General features: G+C 55.6%; 14 protein-coding genes. 5 read left to right on the top strand and 9 right to left on the bottom strand.

Going from position 1 to position 17014, the window contains the following annotated elements; translation table 11 throughout:
* The first annotated feature begins 119 nt into the window (after positions 1-119).
* The 3 genes from CCR95_RS17650 (at position 120) to CCR95_RS17640 (ending at position 3765) form a co-directional block, all read left to right on the top strand.
* A complete protein-coding gene (locus tag CCR95_RS17650; RefSeq protein WP_201096796.1) occupies positions 120-1661 on the top strand; it encodes a dynamin family protein in 1542 nt (513 codons plus the stop codon).
* Between the two features lie 83 nt (positions 1662-1744).
* Positions 1745-2818 carry a quinolinate synthase NadA gene (gene nadA / locus CCR95_RS17645; RefSeq protein ID WP_201096787.1) on the top strand — a complete coding sequence of 358 codons (1074 nt, stop codon included), beginning with the start codon at positions 1745-1747 and terminating at the stop codon, positions 2816-2818.
* A gap of 56 nt (positions 2819-2874) precedes the next feature.
* Positions 2875-3765 (top strand): sulfotransferase family protein, encoded by an 891-nt coding sequence (locus CCR95_RS17640; protein ID WP_201096785.1) that lies wholly within the window; start codon positions 2875-2877, stop codon positions 3763-3765.
* Between the two features lie 14 nt (positions 3766-3779).
* Here the strand turns inward: CCR95_RS17640 and CCR95_RS17635 are convergent, their stop codons facing one another.
* Complete coding sequence (locus tag CCR95_RS17635) at positions 3780-5942, bottom strand: glycosyltransferase (protein WP_201096783.1); 2163 nt, start codon at positions 5940-5942, stop codon at positions 3780-3782.
* 202 nt (positions 5943-6144) lie between these two features.
* Entirely contained in the window at positions 6145-7989 is a 1845-nt protein-coding gene (locus CCR95_RS17630) for a glycosyltransferase (protein WP_201096781.1), read from the bottom strand.
* A 380-nt stretch (positions 7990-8369) separates the two neighbouring features.
* Here CCR95_RS17630 and CCR95_RS17625 point away from each other — a divergent pair, with 380 nt between their 5' ends.
* Together CCR95_RS17625 and CCR95_RS17620 are read left to right on the top strand one after the other, a co-directional pair.
* Positions 8370-9164 (top strand): ABC transporter permease, encoded by a 795-nt coding sequence (locus CCR95_RS17625; protein WP_242523317.1) that lies wholly within the window; start codon positions 8370-8372, stop codon positions 9162-9164.
* Positions 9104-9934, top strand: coding sequence for an ABC transporter ATP-binding protein (locus tag CCR95_RS17620; protein WP_207188669.1), 831 nt, complete (start codon positions 9104-9106; stop codon positions 9932-9934). Before CCR95_RS17625 ends, CCR95_RS17620 begins: the two co-directional genes overlap by 61 nt.
* 52 nt (positions 9935-9986) lie before the next feature.
* On the opposite strand, the gene ubiB is transcribed toward CCR95_RS17620, so the two are convergent.
* The 7 genes from ubiB to CCR95_RS17585 all read right to left on the bottom strand — a co-directional run bounded on the left by ubiB (position 9987) and on the right by CCR95_RS17585 (position 16716).
* Positions 9987-11639 carry a ubiquinone biosynthesis regulatory protein kinase UbiB gene (gene ubiB / locus CCR95_RS17615; protein ID WP_201096777.1) on the bottom strand — a complete coding sequence of 551 codons (1653 nt, stop codon included), beginning with the start codon at positions 11637-11639 and terminating at the stop codon, positions 9987-9989.
* A complete protein-coding gene (locus tag CCR95_RS17610) occupies positions 11636-12277 on the bottom strand; it encodes an SCP2 sterol-binding domain-containing protein (protein WP_201096769.1) in 642 nt (213 codons plus the stop codon). Before CCR95_RS17610 ends, ubiB begins: the two co-directional genes overlap by 4 nt.
* On the bottom strand, positions 12274-13023 hold the full coding sequence (gene ubiE / locus CCR95_RS17605; RefSeq protein WP_201096760.1) for a bifunctional demethylmenaquinone methyltransferase/2-methoxy-6-polyprenyl-1,4-benzoquinol methylase UbiE: 750 nt from the start codon (positions 13021-13023) through the stop codon (positions 12274-12276). Before ubiE ends, CCR95_RS17610 begins: the two co-directional genes overlap by 4 nt.
* A gap of 152 nt (positions 13024-13175) precedes the next feature.
* Complete coding sequence (locus CCR95_RS17600; RefSeq protein WP_201096758.1) at positions 13176-13538, bottom strand: gamma-butyrobetaine hydroxylase family protein; 363 nt, start codon at positions 13536-13538, stop codon at positions 13176-13178.
* Positions 13539-13798: 260 nt separating this feature from the next.
* On the bottom strand, positions 13799-15130 hold the full coding sequence (hslU, locus tag CCR95_RS17595) for an ATP-dependent protease ATPase subunit HslU (RefSeq protein WP_201096756.1): 1332 nt from the start codon (positions 15128-15130) through the stop codon (positions 13799-13801).
* A 149-nt stretch (positions 15131-15279) separates the two neighbouring features.
* Positions 15280-15834: an ATP-dependent protease subunit HslV gene (hslV, locus tag CCR95_RS17590; protein WP_201096754.1), complete on the bottom strand. Its 555-nt coding sequence runs from the start codon at positions 15832-15834 to the stop codon at positions 15280-15282.
* 483 nt (positions 15835-16317) lie between these two features.
* A complete protein-coding gene (locus CCR95_RS17585) occupies positions 16318-16716 on the bottom strand; it encodes a type II toxin-antitoxin system VapC family toxin (RefSeq protein ID WP_201096752.1) in 399 nt (132 codons plus the stop codon).
* Between the last annotated feature and the right edge of the window lie 298 nt (positions 16717-17014).

Genomic DNA, 17014 nt, shown 5'->3' with positions numbered 1-17014 from the left:
CATGGCGCACCAAGTCTTCGCGACCCCGAGAAGCACAAACCGAGCAATGCTCTAAGGACGCTGTGGCGTTATCTCAACGCCCCTGGCGGACCAACCCGAGACACTGAGGATACAAAGCAATGACGTCATCGTCCGACGCCGTCCAGCAGCGACTGCAAGAATTGGAGTCGCATCTGGAACAGGAGAATCCAGTCCTGCTGAATGCCGTGCAGAGCTTCCGCATGCTCGATCGCATCGCTTACCGGATGGGCCTCCTGGAAACCAATCAGTCATTTGCGACGCAGATCCCCTGGTGGCCTCTGATTTCCATTCTAGGCACGTTTTCGGCTGGCAAGTCCACGTTCATCAACTATTATCTCGGGCACAAATTACAGCGCACGGGCAATCAGGCCGTCGATGATCGTTTCACCGTCATCGTCTATAGTCCGGAGCCGGTCAGTCACTCGCTGCCCGGGGTCTCGCTCGACTCGGATCCGCGTTTCCCCTTCTATCGGATGTCCCACGATATCGAGGAAGTCGCAAACGGCGAAGGCGATCGAATCGACGCTTATCTTCAGCTCAAAACCTGCCGCAGCGACCGCCTGCGCGGCAAGATTCTGATTGATTCACCCGGATTCGACGCCGACGCCCAACGCACGGCGGTGCTGCGCATCAGCAATCATATGATCGACCTGTCGGATCTGGTTCTGGTGCTGTTCGATGCCCGCCATCCGGAACCTGGCGCGATGCGCGACACCTTGAAGCATCTGGTTGGCGACACCATCAATCGCCCGGATTCCGGAAAGTTTCTCTATATTCTCAACCAACTGGACTCGGCGGCCGGCGAGGACAATCCGGAGGATGTCGTGGCGGCCTGGCTGCGCGCGATGGGCGAAGCGGGACTGACCGCGGGACGTTTCTACACGATCTACAGCCCGGATGCGACGACCCAGATTCCGGACGAACATCGGCGTCAACGTTTCGAAAAGAAACGCGACGAAGACCTGGGAGAGATTTATCAACGCATGGAGCGGGTTGAAATCGAACGCGCGTATCGCATCGTGGCCGCGCTGCGCAAGAGCGCGACCGACTTAAGCAATAACGCGGTTCCTTTATTGCAGACCGCCCTGCGGCGCTGGCGCAGTCGGACGCTGCTCGCGGATTTTATCCTGTTGGTTGCCGTCGTCGCGGGCTTTATGACGTTAAGTCTGAGTGCGGGCCAGTGGCATGGCTTTTCTTACGAGGCGCCATGGTTCGCTCTGATCAAATCCATCCAATGGGGTCTGGAAGGCTTCGAGATCGCGCTGATCTGTTTCATGATCCTGGGCCATTTTGGCATCCGCCGGCTGGCTGCGCTGAGCGTCATGCCATCGTTACGCAAAGCTGTCGAAAAGCAGAAGCCACCAGGAAATGTCATCGCGACCTTCAAACGCAATACCCGGTTCTGGAGAACCGTGCTGCTCGGTCGCCCTCTTGGCTGGAACGCCCAGTCCCGCGCTGAGATCGACGAAGTGATCCAGGGCTGCGAAAACTATATCCAGACCCTGAACGAACGCTTCACCAATCCGAGAGGATTGCACGATTCGGTCACAAGCCCCATCCCGAAAACATTCGCCTCAGTGACAACCGAGCCAGTCATGCCGACATCCGTCGTACCTGAGATGACTCCCTCGTCGAGTTGAACGCTGATGGCAATCTGGCTGTCAATGCTACTGGCATAGACCAAACTCAGGACAGGCGTTTTTACGCGACGCGGAGTGATCTCATGACCAACGCGCCTTCCCCGATTCCGCGGCATCCCCACATTGAAGTGCCGCCAACCCCACACTGGCCGATCTTGAGCGAAACGGAGAAATCCGCGCTCAAGGCCAGCATCCGCGAGCTTCTTGTCGCCCAGAAAGCCGTTCTGGTCGCGCACTACTATACCGACGAAGATCTCCAGTCACTCGCCGAGGAGACCGGCGGCTATGTCGCGGACTCGCTCGAAATGGCGCGCTTCGGCACCGAAAGCGATGCCGAAACCCTGGTGGTCTGCGGTGTGCGCTTCATGGGCGAGACCGCCAAGATTCTCAACCCCGAGAAGCGCGTGCTGATGCCGGACCTTCGGGCCACCTGCTCGCTCGACGAGGGCTGCCCGGCCGCCGCCTTCACCGATTTCTGCGATGCACATGCGGATCACACCGTCGTGGTCTATGCCAATACCAGCGCTCAGGTCAAGGCGCGCTCGGACTGGGTAGTAACCTCAAGCATCGCTTTACCGATCGTTCAGCATCTGGCGTCCCAGGGCCAAAAAATCCTCTGGGCGCCCGACAAACATCTCGGCCACTACATCGAACGTATGACCGGCGCCGAGATGCTGCTCTGGGATGGCGCCTGTGTCGTTCACGAGGAGTTCAAATCCTTCGCACTCGAACGGGTCCGCAAACTCCACCCGGACGCGGCGGTCCTCGTTCACCCGGAGGCACCGGACGAGGTCGTCGATCAGGCCGACCTGGTCGGTTCGACCACCCAACTGATCAAGGCGGTCGCGGAGTTACCGAACCAGGAATTCATCGTCGCTACCGATGCGGGCATCTTCTGGAAGATGCGCCAGATCGCCCCCCACAAAACCCTGATTCCAGCCCCCACCGCCGGCGAGGGCGCGACCTGCGAAAGTTGCGCCCATTGCCCCTGGATGGCGATGAATGCGCTACAAAACCTGGAGAGAGTACTGCGAAATGGCGATCAAGAGATCCTCATTGACCCGGAAATACGACAACGCGCGATGTTACCGGTCAAAAGGATGCTCGACTTTGCCCGCACACACGGAATCGGGAGACAGGCGGACAAAAGCCATTGATCGTTGGCCGCACCGTTATCCTCAACAAATCGCCAATCGATGAACCGAGGCCCAAGATGTATCCGGATTTCCTAGGGATCGGCGCACAAAAATCCGGGACGACATGGCTGCATGCCATGCTCTCGCAACATCGGGATATCTGGCTGCCCCATCTGAAAGAGCTGCATTATTTCGATCGGAAATTTCCCGTCAACGAATCCGATGGATTTCTCAATCCCACGCCTCGCCAAGGTGTTGCCGGAAATCACTTGAGACGGAGAATCCAGCGATTCAGCCTGGATAAACTGAGAGAACGCTTACAGATTCACCGACTGAGCGATTTGGGATGGGAATTCAAGTTCATTTTTGGTGCTTGGGATGACGCTTGGTATTCCTCCCTCTTCGAGAACCACGCCGGGCGAATGACGGGCGAAATCACCCCTGCCTACTCGTGTCTGGGTCCGACCGCCATCTCCCATATTTACAATCTCATGCCGCACGCCAAACTCATCCTATTATTGCGTGACCCGATCGATAGAGCCTGGTCACACGCAAAGATGGATTTAGCAACCACCAGACGTCGGAATCCAAGAAGCGTGACAGAAGATGACTACATCGCTCATTTCAATAGTCGTGCATCGCGACTCCGCGGCGACTATTTACGAACGATCAACTGCTGGCTCGAAAAATATCCCGAGGATCAATTATTCATCGGTTTTTTCGACCAGATCGAATCGGAGCCGGAAATCCTCTTGACTCGGATTCTAGACTTCCTGGGGGTAAACTCTTCGGCGGACGCGATTCATGCCGACCCGCGGTCGGCTGTCAATGCGGGCCAAAAGGCATCGATTCCACAAAGGCTGCACCAGCACTTGGCCTCTCTGTATATTGACGATTTGCAGATACTTGCCCAGAGATACGAACACCATCCCACTCGCTGGCTGGACAAGTGCAAGAACGCTTTATAATCACAACACGCGGATCAAGACCTCAAACAGACTTCGGTTGCAATAGGGTAACGATAAGCGCTGGCGTACAGATCGACAACACGCCCCAAATCGAAACAACTTGATTGCTCTTTCGCGAGCGCTTGTTTAGCCGAGCTAACGATGGGGTTCGTCGCCAGTTCGACCACCTGATACGCGGTCGCCTCGATTGGGATCTTGCCATCGGAGATATCGACCAGATATCCCGCGATCAGATCTTTTTCGTTGGTTAGCATATTCCTAATCTCGCCAATATCGCTGGCGATCACCGGACGACCCGCCATCAGACACTCGATGATCGTGAGCGGAAAGCTCTCTCCGCCAAAAGTCGTGAGCAACATTCCAACGTCCGCCGCCGCATAGTAATTCACGGCATCCTTGACGAATCCTAAGAGATGCACGAACGCGGGTACGGTCTCCGCCTTGAGCGTTTCATAAAGAACACCGTCCCCCAGGAGCAGGAGCTGGATATCCACTCCCGAGAGACTGCGCGCTTCACGGATGACCTCGATCGCCTCCCTCCACCCCTTTTCAGGAATTGCCCGACTCGCAACGCAGACGACGAAAGCATTGTCTTCAATTCCAAACACGGAGCGCTGCACCGCTTGAATATTAGGCGCACTCATCCCGTTGGGGATCTTGATGAACCGCTCTTCCCGATACAGATTTCTCTGCTTGAAGGGAATCAAATTTTTATCCGAAATATAGACCCATCGGGAAACCGCGGGATAAACATCCTGTAGCGTCCGGTCGAAGATGTCGCGTTGCATATCGTCGTACATACCATGCAACGTCACGATATGCGTGACGTTTGACCGACGCTGTCCCAGTGAAGAAACAGCAAGAAACTGATCGACACTCGCATGATGCGAATGAATGATATCGATGCCGAATGAATCGATCATGCTGTCGACATCAAGAAAACGGTTCGTCAATTCGATGACCGGAATATCCGGCTTCAGCATCTCGCGCACCAGAAAATTTATGGGCTCGCCCCGAAAGTCGAAAAAAGTGACCGCATAACCTCTTTGAGCCAGAGCGTTGGCGAGACGGATCGGGAAGATCTCTCCCCCTCCCGAGGCAAACGCAAATGATGCCATCATGATATGAGGCAGTCGCTTTTCGGTCGCCTCCCGAATCCGTTCGTCATCATAAAGAGCCTCGAATTCGATCCCGAGCGCTCTCAGCTCAAACGCATTCTGATCGAAAAACTGCTTTACGAAATACTTGTGCGCCGCAAGGGTCTCGACTGGCACACGATATAAACGCGCAATCTCGATGGCTACGCGTTCGTGTTCGCGATAGTAAACGGGTGTCGCATAGGTTTTGACCGAACTGTTATCGGCGTGAAATCTGTAATAGTTATGAACATCCACCGTGTAGGCGATCTTTCCGCCTCGCGCCGCATGCAGATAGAAGACCCAGTCGCCGCAGATCTTCATCTCTAACCAATCGCTTTCAGCAAGCAGAAAAGCCGGATCGAATTTTCGAAACACGGCCGAGCTAACATTCGGTATCGTGTTCTTACGCCCTAGAAAATCCACCACTTCGGCGTGAGCGGCGGCAACATAAGTCTGCCTCCACTTCACCGTCGAAAGCTCTCCGAGATAATCCTCGAAACGAAACAGTGCCGGCTTCCCCTGTTCGGTCACAAACACGGAGTGCGAATACGCAAGCTTTACCGCCTCATCCATGAAAAAAGGAACCAGTGTCTCCAGGAAATTCAGATCGCAGTAGTCATCGCTTTCGGCGATCCAAATTAGCTCGGTCTCAGCTAGCTGGATCGCTCTGAGCCATTGTCTAAAAACGCCACCGGAGTTCTGTTGATTAAAAATCGTCGTCGTTATGTGACGGTGCTTCTCGGCATATTCCTCGAGAATGCTTCTGCTGTCGTCCGTGGAAAAATCATCGAGTAGAAGAACCTGAAAGTTCGGATACGTTTGACCGTAGATGCTGTCCAATCTCTGACGCAAATACGGGGCATGATTATAATTTGGAACGACTACAGTGACTTGCGGAGCAAAGAAACCTGCCTCGGATGTAAAACGTACCGATGGCTGAAAGGCCGACTGCTCGGAATCGGACGAAATTGCCCGGTAACCACTGGACATCGTCTTTAACAAAACGTGGCGGATGCGCTGTTTGGTTGCAATCCCCAAGGGTAGTCGACGCCACCCCAATCGCATCATCTGCGCAAGACTGCCATGTCTTCCAAATATTTTTTCTATCATGGGATTTATCAATTTCTTTCAATCAATCTAAGGTAACAGGCATTAAGGCGGTGAACAAACGGATACATTATCTCATGAACAGGATGCAACAGGATTGTATGGAGGATGGAACGGGGTTTCTGCATGCAGCCTATAGCGCACTAACCTCAGTCAGATATCGAGACCTGCTTTTATAGTCAGCAACTTTATCAGCAAGCAATTTTTCCGATTGATCGATCAGTTCACGGTACTGCACATTCGCAATTCCCCATAGCGTCGACTCCTGTTCCTCGGAATGGCCAACCAAAAAAGGTAACGTTACAACAACGACAAGCCCGGAGATCCGCTCCAAGTATCGATCAATAGTATTCGTGTAGGGATCCTCGTTTTTTTCATTCCACTGCCTAATCAAATCGAGCCCAGCGGGGGAATAAATATTCATGACCATACTCGTCATGGTATCAATGTAAATATACTCGATACCTTTAAATTCGTGGATTCGCAAAATGTTTGTCGAAGGATGTAAATGCGCGACCATGCCGACAAATATGTGCCAGGAAAAGAAATCATGCTTTAAATAGGCAATAGCATGATTCAATCGCTGATCGAAATCAGGCGGAAAAAACACATCATCCTCGCAAATGACAGCCAGCTCAGAAGCCTTAAGAACAAGCTCATGCGCAATGCATTTATAACTTAAGCCGCATCCTACCCACCCTATGGCATGGCGCATTCCTTCCACAAACTTAAAATCGATTTTCCCTTGATTGATAAAAGATCGAGTTCGTATTGGAGTTTCCGGCAAAGTTAGGCAGAGTTTGGGGATATCGCAAGAAATTTCGGGAGTGATTTTTAACTCTCTTAAATAATTATCAAGCGATAAAACACCAACCGAAAGAAAATATCGCTTGAGGTGTTGCGCAAAAACATTGTCTTCCTGCACAAAATCACTAATGGCACTTTTGCGCTCCTCGCGCAGACATTTCGATTTCAGTAATTTCTCTATTTCCAAAATCATGCAGTCAACATTGCCAATCTCTGTAAAAATCACTAAATTTTCAAGACCTTGATACTGGCATAAATCCTTGCTTATTTCGCTGACAACCGGCACGCCCATTGATAGAGCTTCATAAATCCGAGTGGTTTCTAACAACGCATTTTCGTAATAATGTATATTAACAATAACTTTGGCACTTTTCATTAATGGATATAAATCGCGTCCGAACACCTCAGATGCAATATACAAGTTGAATTTACTCTTGATTTTACTAAGAAAACGCTGACGACGTTCAGAGTTTGGATCCCCGTAAAACAAAACATCGATTTCCGGCTCCAAATCATTTGATAGGTATCCTGTTTTTCTCAGGTAAGCATCGTAATCTCTAAATGCACTTATTGGCATGTAGAAAATCTGTTTAAAAGGAACCCCGTTATTTATTAAACTTTCAATATTTGTCAACGAATAATCAAATACGGCGCATGCCTTTTTAAGAAGCAAAAAATAGTCAGGCGTAAACCATCTAGTGTGAACACTTTGTTCCATTTGGAAAGCAACAAAATATCGTGGAAGTCTCTTGAACATTTGAGGGCAAATCACGAAAAACATCTGACCCTTGTCGGTTTTAGGTAAAAATCCGAAAGAGATATTGGCTGACACGCCCATTTCGGCCAATATTTTCTTTAATAATTGAGCAACATAAAGAGTATGTTTCGTGGTGACGATTTCAAATGGCAGCGCGGTTCTTAGCCGATCAAGACATAGCGAGTCACTGAGACCGATCTCATTGAGGCCGCGCTGAGTACTAAAATTTTCCCAGCGACGATAAATCTCTGTGCCATTAATTATAAATGAAAGACTTCTAAAAACAGCAGACTTTGCTTTTTGCTTAGTCAGATCATCGATTGGCAACATATGCCATAATTTATGCACATTATTGGATAATCTTACACGTAAGATTTTAAAAGCATTGATTATAAATTTTGTTTTTTTACGCATTAAAATGGCTGCCTACATAAAATATCTTTTCAGGAGCCAGAATCCATGCTAACCGAGTTCCAGTTACCAGACCGAGATCCCAAACGACTAGCGTGGTATAGTGCGAAGATTATCAGAAAACAAGGTATCAGTGTCTGCTGAAACGTTTGGCTGCTCCAGGGTTTCATGTCTATGCTAGATTCAAAACGCTTTTGAATTGCCCGCAAGCACGCCAAGTTGAGAGTTGACATTGCCACGACTGCCATATATTTCTGCGGCAAACATCAATCACTTCTAACCCGAATGCCGTCGCATGACTCAGATTTTTGTATTGGACGACACTGATGTCTACTGACACCCAACAAGTCGAATCGCCTCTCATAAGCCAGCTCCGGCAAGGCATGCGCCGCGAAAATATCGGCAATGCCCTGCGGGATATCGGCGCGGGCTGGAAACGCCGCGAACTCTGGATGACGCTCGGCCTGCACGATGTCCGACAGCGCTATCGCCGTTCCAAGCTTGGCCCCTTCTGGATCACCATCTCGATGGGGGTCATGGTGTTGGCGCTGGGACTGCTCTATGGCCAAATCTTTGGCCAGGACATTCACGAATACCTACCCTTTCTGGCCGCCGGCTTCGTCATCTGGGGGCTGATTTCGACGATGATTCTTGATGGCTGTCAGGCGTTCATCGTTGCGGAAGGCATGATCCGACAGCTCAACGCACCCGTCTCCATCTATGCGTATCGCGGCCTCTGGTCTGTCCTGATCGCCTTCGCCCACAACATCTGGATCTTTGTCGCGGTTGCGCTCTGGTTCAGTGTTGATCTGAACTGGAACTTTCTCTGGCTCCTGCCCGCCGTTGTCATCCTGTTGATCAATGGCCTGTGGATGTCGCTGTTTTTCGGTCTTCTGAGCGCGCGCTTCCGCGATGTTCCCTTGATCATCGGAAGCATCGTTCAGGTGCTTTTTTTCATCACGCCGGTGATCTGGCGGCCAGACATGCTACCGGGACGCGCCTTATTACTCCACCTGAATCCGTTTTATCACATGATCGAGATCGCACGCGCTCCCATGCTGGGTCACCCGCCAGAATTGAATAACTGGTTAGTCGTCATCGGTCTGGCGCTCCTGGGATGGGCAATTACCCTGTTTTTTTACTCGGCCTACCGGTGGCGCATCGCCTACTGGGTTTGAAGGAAACGCTCGTGGCATCGATACTTCTGGAAAACGTTTCTGTCTCCTTTCCGGTTTACAACTCATCGACCCGCTCAATCAAGAACCGCCTGATCCAAAGCGCGACCGGTGGTCAGATCCGCGCCGATGGAGCGACGCAGCGGATTTCGATCGTTCAGGCGCTACAAAATATCAATCTGTCGCTGAAAAGCGGTGATCGGATCGGGCTCGTCGGACACAATGGCGCCGGGAAAACGACCCTTTTAAGGGTTCTCGGCGGCATCTACGAGCCGAATTGCGGACGCGTTTCAGTCGATGGTTCGACCGTTCCACTGTTCGACATCAGCCTTGGCATGAATCAGGAAAGCACCGGCTATGAGAATATCATCCTGCGTGGACTCTTCCTGGGCCTAACCCGCCAGCAAATCAAATCCCGGCTGGATGAGATCGCTGAATTCACGGAGTTGGGCGATTTTCTCGACCTGCCGATTCGCACCTACTCCGCCGGAATGCAGATGCGGCTGGCCTTTGCCGTCTCCACCTCGGTCGTGCCGGATATTCTGTTGCTGGACGAGGGGATCGGCGCGGGCGACGCCAGCTTTCTGCAGAAGGCGCGCGAACGCCTGAAACACTTCACCGACCAGGTCTCGATTATTGTCCTTTCCTCTCATTCCGAGGAGTTGATTTCTGGCATGTGCTCCCAGGCATTACTGATGGAGCACGGCCAAATCGTCAAACACGGCCCTACCGAAGAAGTTTTGGCGCTTTATCGGGCGATGCGTGGACAATAAGGATTGAACTAGCCACTCAGAAGGACGGCTCTGGCCATCCGCCCTGAATGCATCAGGCCCGCCGCGCGGCCGATAAAAACAACAGTGCTCCAAGCAGATAACAGATCGCAATCAAGACCGCACTCAGCGACTCCTGGAGCCAATGACCGGGACCGAGCAGTAGCACAAGCGTGCCGCAGACGATAAGGGTCGCCCCGCCAAGCGCCCGGATTGAATTGGCCGCGCCGAGCGATGGCGCCTCCCGCGAACCATGATTCCCGCCCGGCGGCAACGCATCCATCCGCATGCGCTTGTCGTAGGCCATCAGCATACGATAGGCGATCAAAGGCAATTCGGGCGCCTGATCGGCCACAGAATAAAGATTGCGTTTCGTGCGGTCGAACAGCCCCTTGAAACCGATCTGATCCTTCATCCAGCGCTCCATGTAGGGCTTCGCGGTCGTCCAAAGATCCAACTCAGGGTAAAGCTGTCGCCCCAACCCCTCGATATTGAGCAGAGTCTTCTCCAACAGCACCAACTGCGGCTGAATCTCCATGTTGAAGCGCCGTGCGGTCTGAAACAGTCGCACCAGAAAATGCCCGAAGGAAATTTCGGCCAAGGGCTTCTCGAAGATGGGCTCGCTGACGGTCCGGATCGCGCTCTCGAACTCATCGACGCGCGTGCCGTGGGGCACCCAGCCGGATTCGACATGCAGCTCGGCGACCCGCCGATAGTCGCGCTCGAAGAAGGCGAGCAGGTTCTCGGCCAGATAGCGTTGATCCTCGGTGGTCAGGGTGCCGACGATCCCGAAGTCGATCGAGATATAGCGCCCGGAGGGTTCGACGAAGATATTGCCGGGGTGCATGTCGGCATGAAAGAAGTTATCCCGGAAGACCTGGGTGAAAAAGATCTCCACGCCACGCTCGCCGAGTTGCTTCATGCTCACGCCCTGGGCCTTGAGTGTCGCGACATCGCTGACCGGAGTGCCGTAGATGCGCTCCATCACCATGACATTGGGTCGGGTCCAGTCCCAGTAAACCTCCGGGATATAGAGCATCTCGCTGTTGACCCAGTTGCGGCGGATCTGCGAGGCGTTGGCAGCCTCGCGCTGGAGGTCGAGTTCGTCGTAGATGGTCTTTTCGTATTCGCGCACCACCTCGATCGGACGCAGACGCCGGCCTTCCTTCCAGTAGCGTTCGGCGAGTTGCGCGACGGTGTACATCAGCCCGAGATCCTGGCCGATGGTGCGCTCGATGCCAGGGCGCAATACCTTGACCACCACCTCGGTTCCGTCCTTCAGGCGTCCGGTGTGGACCTGCGCGATGGACGCGGAGGCCAGCGGGATAGGATCGAATTCGTCCAGCACCGCGTCGACCGAGCAGCCCCATGCCTTTTCGATCAGGGCGCGGGCCTCGACACCGCTGAACGGCGGCACCCGATCCTGGAGTTTGGCAAGTTCGACCGCCAAATCGTCCGGCAGCAGATCGCGCCGGGTGGAGAGGATCTGTCCGAACTTGACGAAAATCGGCCCCAGGTCTTCGAGCGCGCGGCGTACCCGCACAGGGTAGGCCGGCAGATCGCGTTTGACCCAGTGCCAGGGCAGGAGAACCATGATCCAGCGCAGCGGCCTGAACAGATGCGTGGCGAGAATGACCTCATCGAGACCGTGGCGAAGCAGAACCCAATTGATCCGGAAAAGACGCAGTGCCTGACGGGGTCCGATCATTGTTGAATGCCGGATTCCGCAGCGCGTCGGACCAAGCGCTCGACCTGGGTGGCAACGCGCTCGACGTCATCGCGCAGGGTATCGACCTGGGTCAGAAAGGCATCGACCTCGTAGCGGGTCGGAACCAGACGGCGTTCTTCCTGAAGATACTCCTTCAGATCGGCGGTCAGCGACTCGGAGGTCCGTTGACCCCAGCGCTCGGCGGCCTTGCACTGGCTGCCGACCCGATGCGCAAAGGGATCGCCGATCACCCGCGCCAGTTGCTCCTCCCAATCGACCTCCAGATGGGCGAGCGCGGCATTGAACGCCTGCGCCAGCGCGGTATCGCCGGTGATTTCCACCTCGCCCGAGATCAACTGGGTCTCCTTGCGCTCGGCCATCCCCATGCGCGCGAGACCCAGCGGCGTGCCGCGGATCAGACAGTCTGGCTCCGCGTCATAGGCGCCGAAGAGCTGCAATCCATGTGCGTTCGGGATGATCGTCACGCGCGTACCGAACCCCTTGATCTCGATCGCGACGATGCGGCCCGACAGCGCCGCGAAACCGTCCGCCCCCTCGGGATCGAGCGCGATGTACCGATTGACCGCCTGTTCCATCACGGCCAGCAGCGCGTCCGGAATCTGGATGCCTTCGGTCACAGCTTATACCCCCGATGGATCGCGACGATGCCGCCGCTGTGATTGAAGTATTCGCAGCGCTCGAAACCGGCGGTCTCCATCATGGAGCGCAGCGTCTCCTGATCGGGATGCATACGGATGGATTCGGCCAGATAGCGGTAACTGCCGGGGTCATTGACCACCAGACGGCCCAGGGTCGGCAGCACGGAGAAGGAGTAGAGATCGTAGACCTTGCCGAGCGACTTGCTGACCGGATGCGAGAATTCCAGGATCAGCCCCCGCCCGCCTGGCCGCAGCACCCGATACATCTCGTCGAGCGCCGCCTGTTTGTCGGTGACGTTGCGCAAACCGAAACCGATGGTGACACAGTCAAACCGGTCATCGCCAAAGGGAATTTTTTCCGCGTTGATCAGGGTGTAATGCAGATTGCCGACCCGGCCGCGGTCGAGCATGCGCCCGCGCCCCTCGGTGAGCATGGCCGCGTTGATATCCGACATCACCACGCAACCCTCGGGGCCGACGATGCCGGCGAAGCGATCGGCCAGATCGCCGGTGCCCGAAGCCAGATCGAGCACCCGCTGTCCCCGGCGCACGCCGGCCAGTTCGATGGTGTGACGCTTCCAGAGGCGATGGATGCCGAGCGACATCAGATCGTTCATTAGGTCATAGCGGGAGGCGACCGAGTCGAAGACCTCGCGCACTCGCGCGGCTTTTTCCGCGACCGGTACCTGCTGATAGCCGAAGTGGGTGGTTTTTTCGTTGGACATGCTGCGTCCCTGGTTCTCGGAATGGGCGGATGGACGAATGAATTCGCCCGGCACGATGGACGCTAGTTTACACCAAAGCCCCAAGCCGTAGGTTTGAGGCGAGCGGATGCTGGCGTCGTCTCGGAACCAAACGGTTCACGCCGAATCCGGATTCAGGAAGGCTTGTTCTTACGCACCTGACCTGCCTTCTCCAACTCGTCCAGATACTCGCGCCAGAGCTGTTCCTGCTCAGTCCCAAGTCGATAGAGGTAATCCCAGGAATAGATGCCGGTGTTGTGCTCGTCGTCGAAGTGCAGACAGACCGCGTAGTTACCAACCGGTTCGATTCGATCGATGCCGACCTCTTCCTTGCCGAGTTGCAGGACACGCTGGCCGGGGCCATGGCCCTGGACTTCCGCCGAAGGCGAGTAGACGCGCAGATATTCGCAGGGCAGCGCGAAACGGGCGCCGTCCTCGTAGGCGATTTCCAACACGCGGGATTGACGATGCAGGTTCAGTTCGGTGGGTGTGGGCATGGTAGTCAGTTGTCAGTTGTCAGTTGTCAGTTGTCAGTTGTCAGTTGTCAGTTGTCAGTTGTCAGTGATTAAACCGCGTCCAGCACGATATGCGTAATTTCCAGTTTGTGTTTGGCTCTGGGGATTTCACCAGCCTCACTAGAGACGCGGTTTAAAATTATATATTTTTTAATACCTTAAACCGCGTCTGCTCCGACTATCGTCGATGCGGCCAAGGTTAATCCAATCCAAGAACATCACAATACCGCACTGGACGCGGTTTAGAGGATATAGCGGGAGAGATCCTCGTCGGCCGCCAGCCCCGCCAGATTCTGATCCACATAGGCGGCGGTGACGGTCACCGTAACCCGGTCCAGGTCGGAGGCGTTATAGGACACATCCTCCAATAACCGCTCCATCACCGTATGCAGACGCCGCGCGCCGATGTTCTCGGTCCGCTCGTTGACCTGCCAGGCGATCTCGGCCAGTCGTTGGATACCGTCCTCGGTGAAATCCAGATGCACGCCTTCCGTTCCCAACAGCGCGCGATATTGGTCGGTCAGCGAGGCATCCGGCTCGGTCAGGATGCGCACGAAATCTTCGGTCGTCAGCGCCTTGAGTTCGACCCGGATCGGCAGACGGCCCTGCAATTCCGGGATCAAGTCCGACGGCTTGGACAGATGAAAGGCGCCGGAGGCGATGAAGAGGATGTGATCGGTCCGCACCGCGCCATGCTTGGTCGAGACCGTGCTGCCCTCGACGATCGGCAGCAGATCGCGCTGCACCCCCTCGCGCGAAACATCGGCGCCGCCCATGGCCTCGCCGCGTTTGGTGACTTTATCCAGTTCGTCCAGAAAGACGATGCCGTTCTGCTCCACGTTCTCGATCGCGCGCAGCTTCAGATCCTCGTCGTTGACCCGCTTGGCCGCTTCTTCGTCCTTGAGGATCTGAAGGGCATCGCGAACGCGCAGCTTGCGCCGCTTCATCCGGCCCTGGCCCAGATTCTGGAACAGCCCCTGGAGTTGGCTGGACATCTCCTCCATGCCGGGCGGGGCCATGATCTCGACCCCAAGCGGGGTGGCCGAGAGCTGGATTTCGATCTCCCGATCATCGAGTTCGCCAGCGCGCAGTTTGTCGCGGAATTTCTCGCGGGTCTTGGTACTGGCGGTGGAACGGGTCTCCTCCTCGAAACCGGACGGCGGAGGCAGCAGCGCGTCGAGAATGCGTTCCTCGGCGGCGGCCTCGGCCTGATCGGCCAGCTTGGCCATTTCCTGCTCGCGGGCCATCTTCACGCCGATATCGGCCAGATCGCGGATGATGGATTCCACGTCGCGCCCGACATATCCCACCTCGGTGAACTTGGTCGCCTCCACCTTGATGAAAGGGGCATTCGCCAGCTTGGCGAGCCGTCGGGCGATCTCGGTCTTGCCCACACCCGTGGGACCGATCATCAGGATGTTCTTGGGCGTGATCTCCGAACGCATGGGCTCGGCGATCTGCGAGCGACGCCAGCGGTTACGCAGCGCGATCGCCACGGCGCGCTTGGCATCATCCTGACCGACAATGTGTTTGTCGAGTTCGGCGACGATACGCTGGGGGGTGATTTCGGACATGTCATCCATCCATTGCGCGAAGCGAACCGGGATGTCGGATCGCTTCATTAAAAAAGTTGGAGTCGATTCTTTTGGCCGGGTAAAGCGAAGACGATGGAAACGCCAACTTGACTTTGAAAATCCGGGACGGCCATCGCTCAACGCTCCGGTCACGGTTCGCCAGTCACGACGTCGAGTTCCTCGATCACCAGATTATGATTGGTATAGATGCAGATGTCGGCGGCGATATGCAAACCCTTCTCGACGATCTCGCGCGCGTCGAGGTCGGTATTTTCCAGCAGTGCACGCGCGGCGGACTGGGCGAAGGCGCCGCCCGAGCCGATCGCCATCAGATCGTACTCCGGTTCCACCACGTCGCCGGTCCCCGAAATCATCAGCGACGTGGTCGCGTCGGCGATGCACAGCAAGGCTTCCAGACGCCGCAGCATGCGATCGGTGCGCCAGTCTTTCGCCAGTTCGACCGCCGAGCGCGTCAGATGCCCTTGATGCTTTTCGAGCTTGCCCTCGAACCGCTCGAACAGGGTAAAGGCATCCGCCGTGGCACCGGCGAATCCGGCCAGCACCTGCCCCTTATAGAGCCGGCGCACCTTGCGCGCATTGCCTTTCATCACCGTCTGGCCCAGCGAGACCTGACCGTCGCCGCCGATCACGACCTTGCCGCCGCGTCGGACCGAGAGGATTGTCGTACCGCGAAAATTTTCCATCGTGAACCCGTGTGACCGATTGGAGACCTTCATTCTATCCTGAATTCAGGACTGACCGAGGGTTCGGACGGATGCTCAGCGATTCCAAATTTGGATGGCCGACGCACTCTGGGCGGGGCGAGACCTGGGAGCGTCGGCTTGCAGCCGGCCCTTGGGGTCGCCGACAGGTTGTCGGCGGTGGCGAAGCCAGTCGACGGCACGGGAAGCCCTGCCGATTCGTCCGACTGCAAGTCGGACTCCCCAGATGCCGGCTGCAAGCCGGCACTCCCAGGGGCGCGTCAGGAGATTGCCGGTCGCGACCGGCCAAAGTTGGAATTGCTGACGGATGCTCTGTTTTTCGGCGGCGTCCGTTACCACGCAGGTTGCTGCATTCCGCTCAATGGGAGACCCCGGCTTTCGCTGATCGACGCCCAATTGCCGCGCCGCCTGGCCCGCCGGCTCTCCGCGCAAGGGCACGATACACTCCATGCGGTATCTACCAGGCTATATCAGCCAGTTATCGATCATGACGCCGGGGTATCTGGCGAAGTCTTGCGTCTTGTTCGTGACGAGCGTGACATTGAGAGACCGCGCATGGGCCGCAATCAGCTTGTCGAGCGCATCTTTCCGACTGTCGCGCGTCGCCAGCCTGATCGATGCATAGGCGCGACCCGCCGACGCCGCGAAGGGCGCCACCGGGATGTCTTGAATCAGACTGTCCAGATGATCGCGTTCCTGTTGCGGATGGAGCGATACCTCCACGCCATACTCCAACTCGGCGAACGTGATCGCGGACATCACCACCTCGCCGACCGCACATTGGGCAAAGCGTTGAGCGACGCTTTCGGGCTGATGCTTGATGAGGTAGATGCAGATGTTGGTATCGAGCATGTAGCGCAGCATCACAGCAACTCCCGATCATCCTGATCCTGATCGCCGCGACCGTTCGCCATGAAGTCAGGAGAGAATTGAGCAAACTTGCTCAACACGCCCGCCAACGACCGGCGCGCGGGGCGAATGCGCAGCTCGTCGCCATGTCGCTCAATTTCCAGCTCAATATCCGTCCGCTCAAAGGCATCCCATTACACACAACTCCCCGTGTGCGGGTAAAATAGGTTTGAGCATTCACGTTCATTGGGGATCGCATGGGCTGGGCAGAAGACGAATTTCGCGGGATCGCTCTGGGCGACGCGCGCCGCGA

Origin of the sequence: Thiocystis minor (assembly GCF_016653465.1) — a bacterium.
GTDB classification, from domain to species: Bacteria; Pseudomonadota; Gammaproteobacteria; order Chromatiales; family Chromatiaceae; genus Chromatium; species Chromatium minus.
Note: the sequence above shows the minus strand (reverse complement) of the source record. Positions and strands in the feature narration are given on the sequence as shown.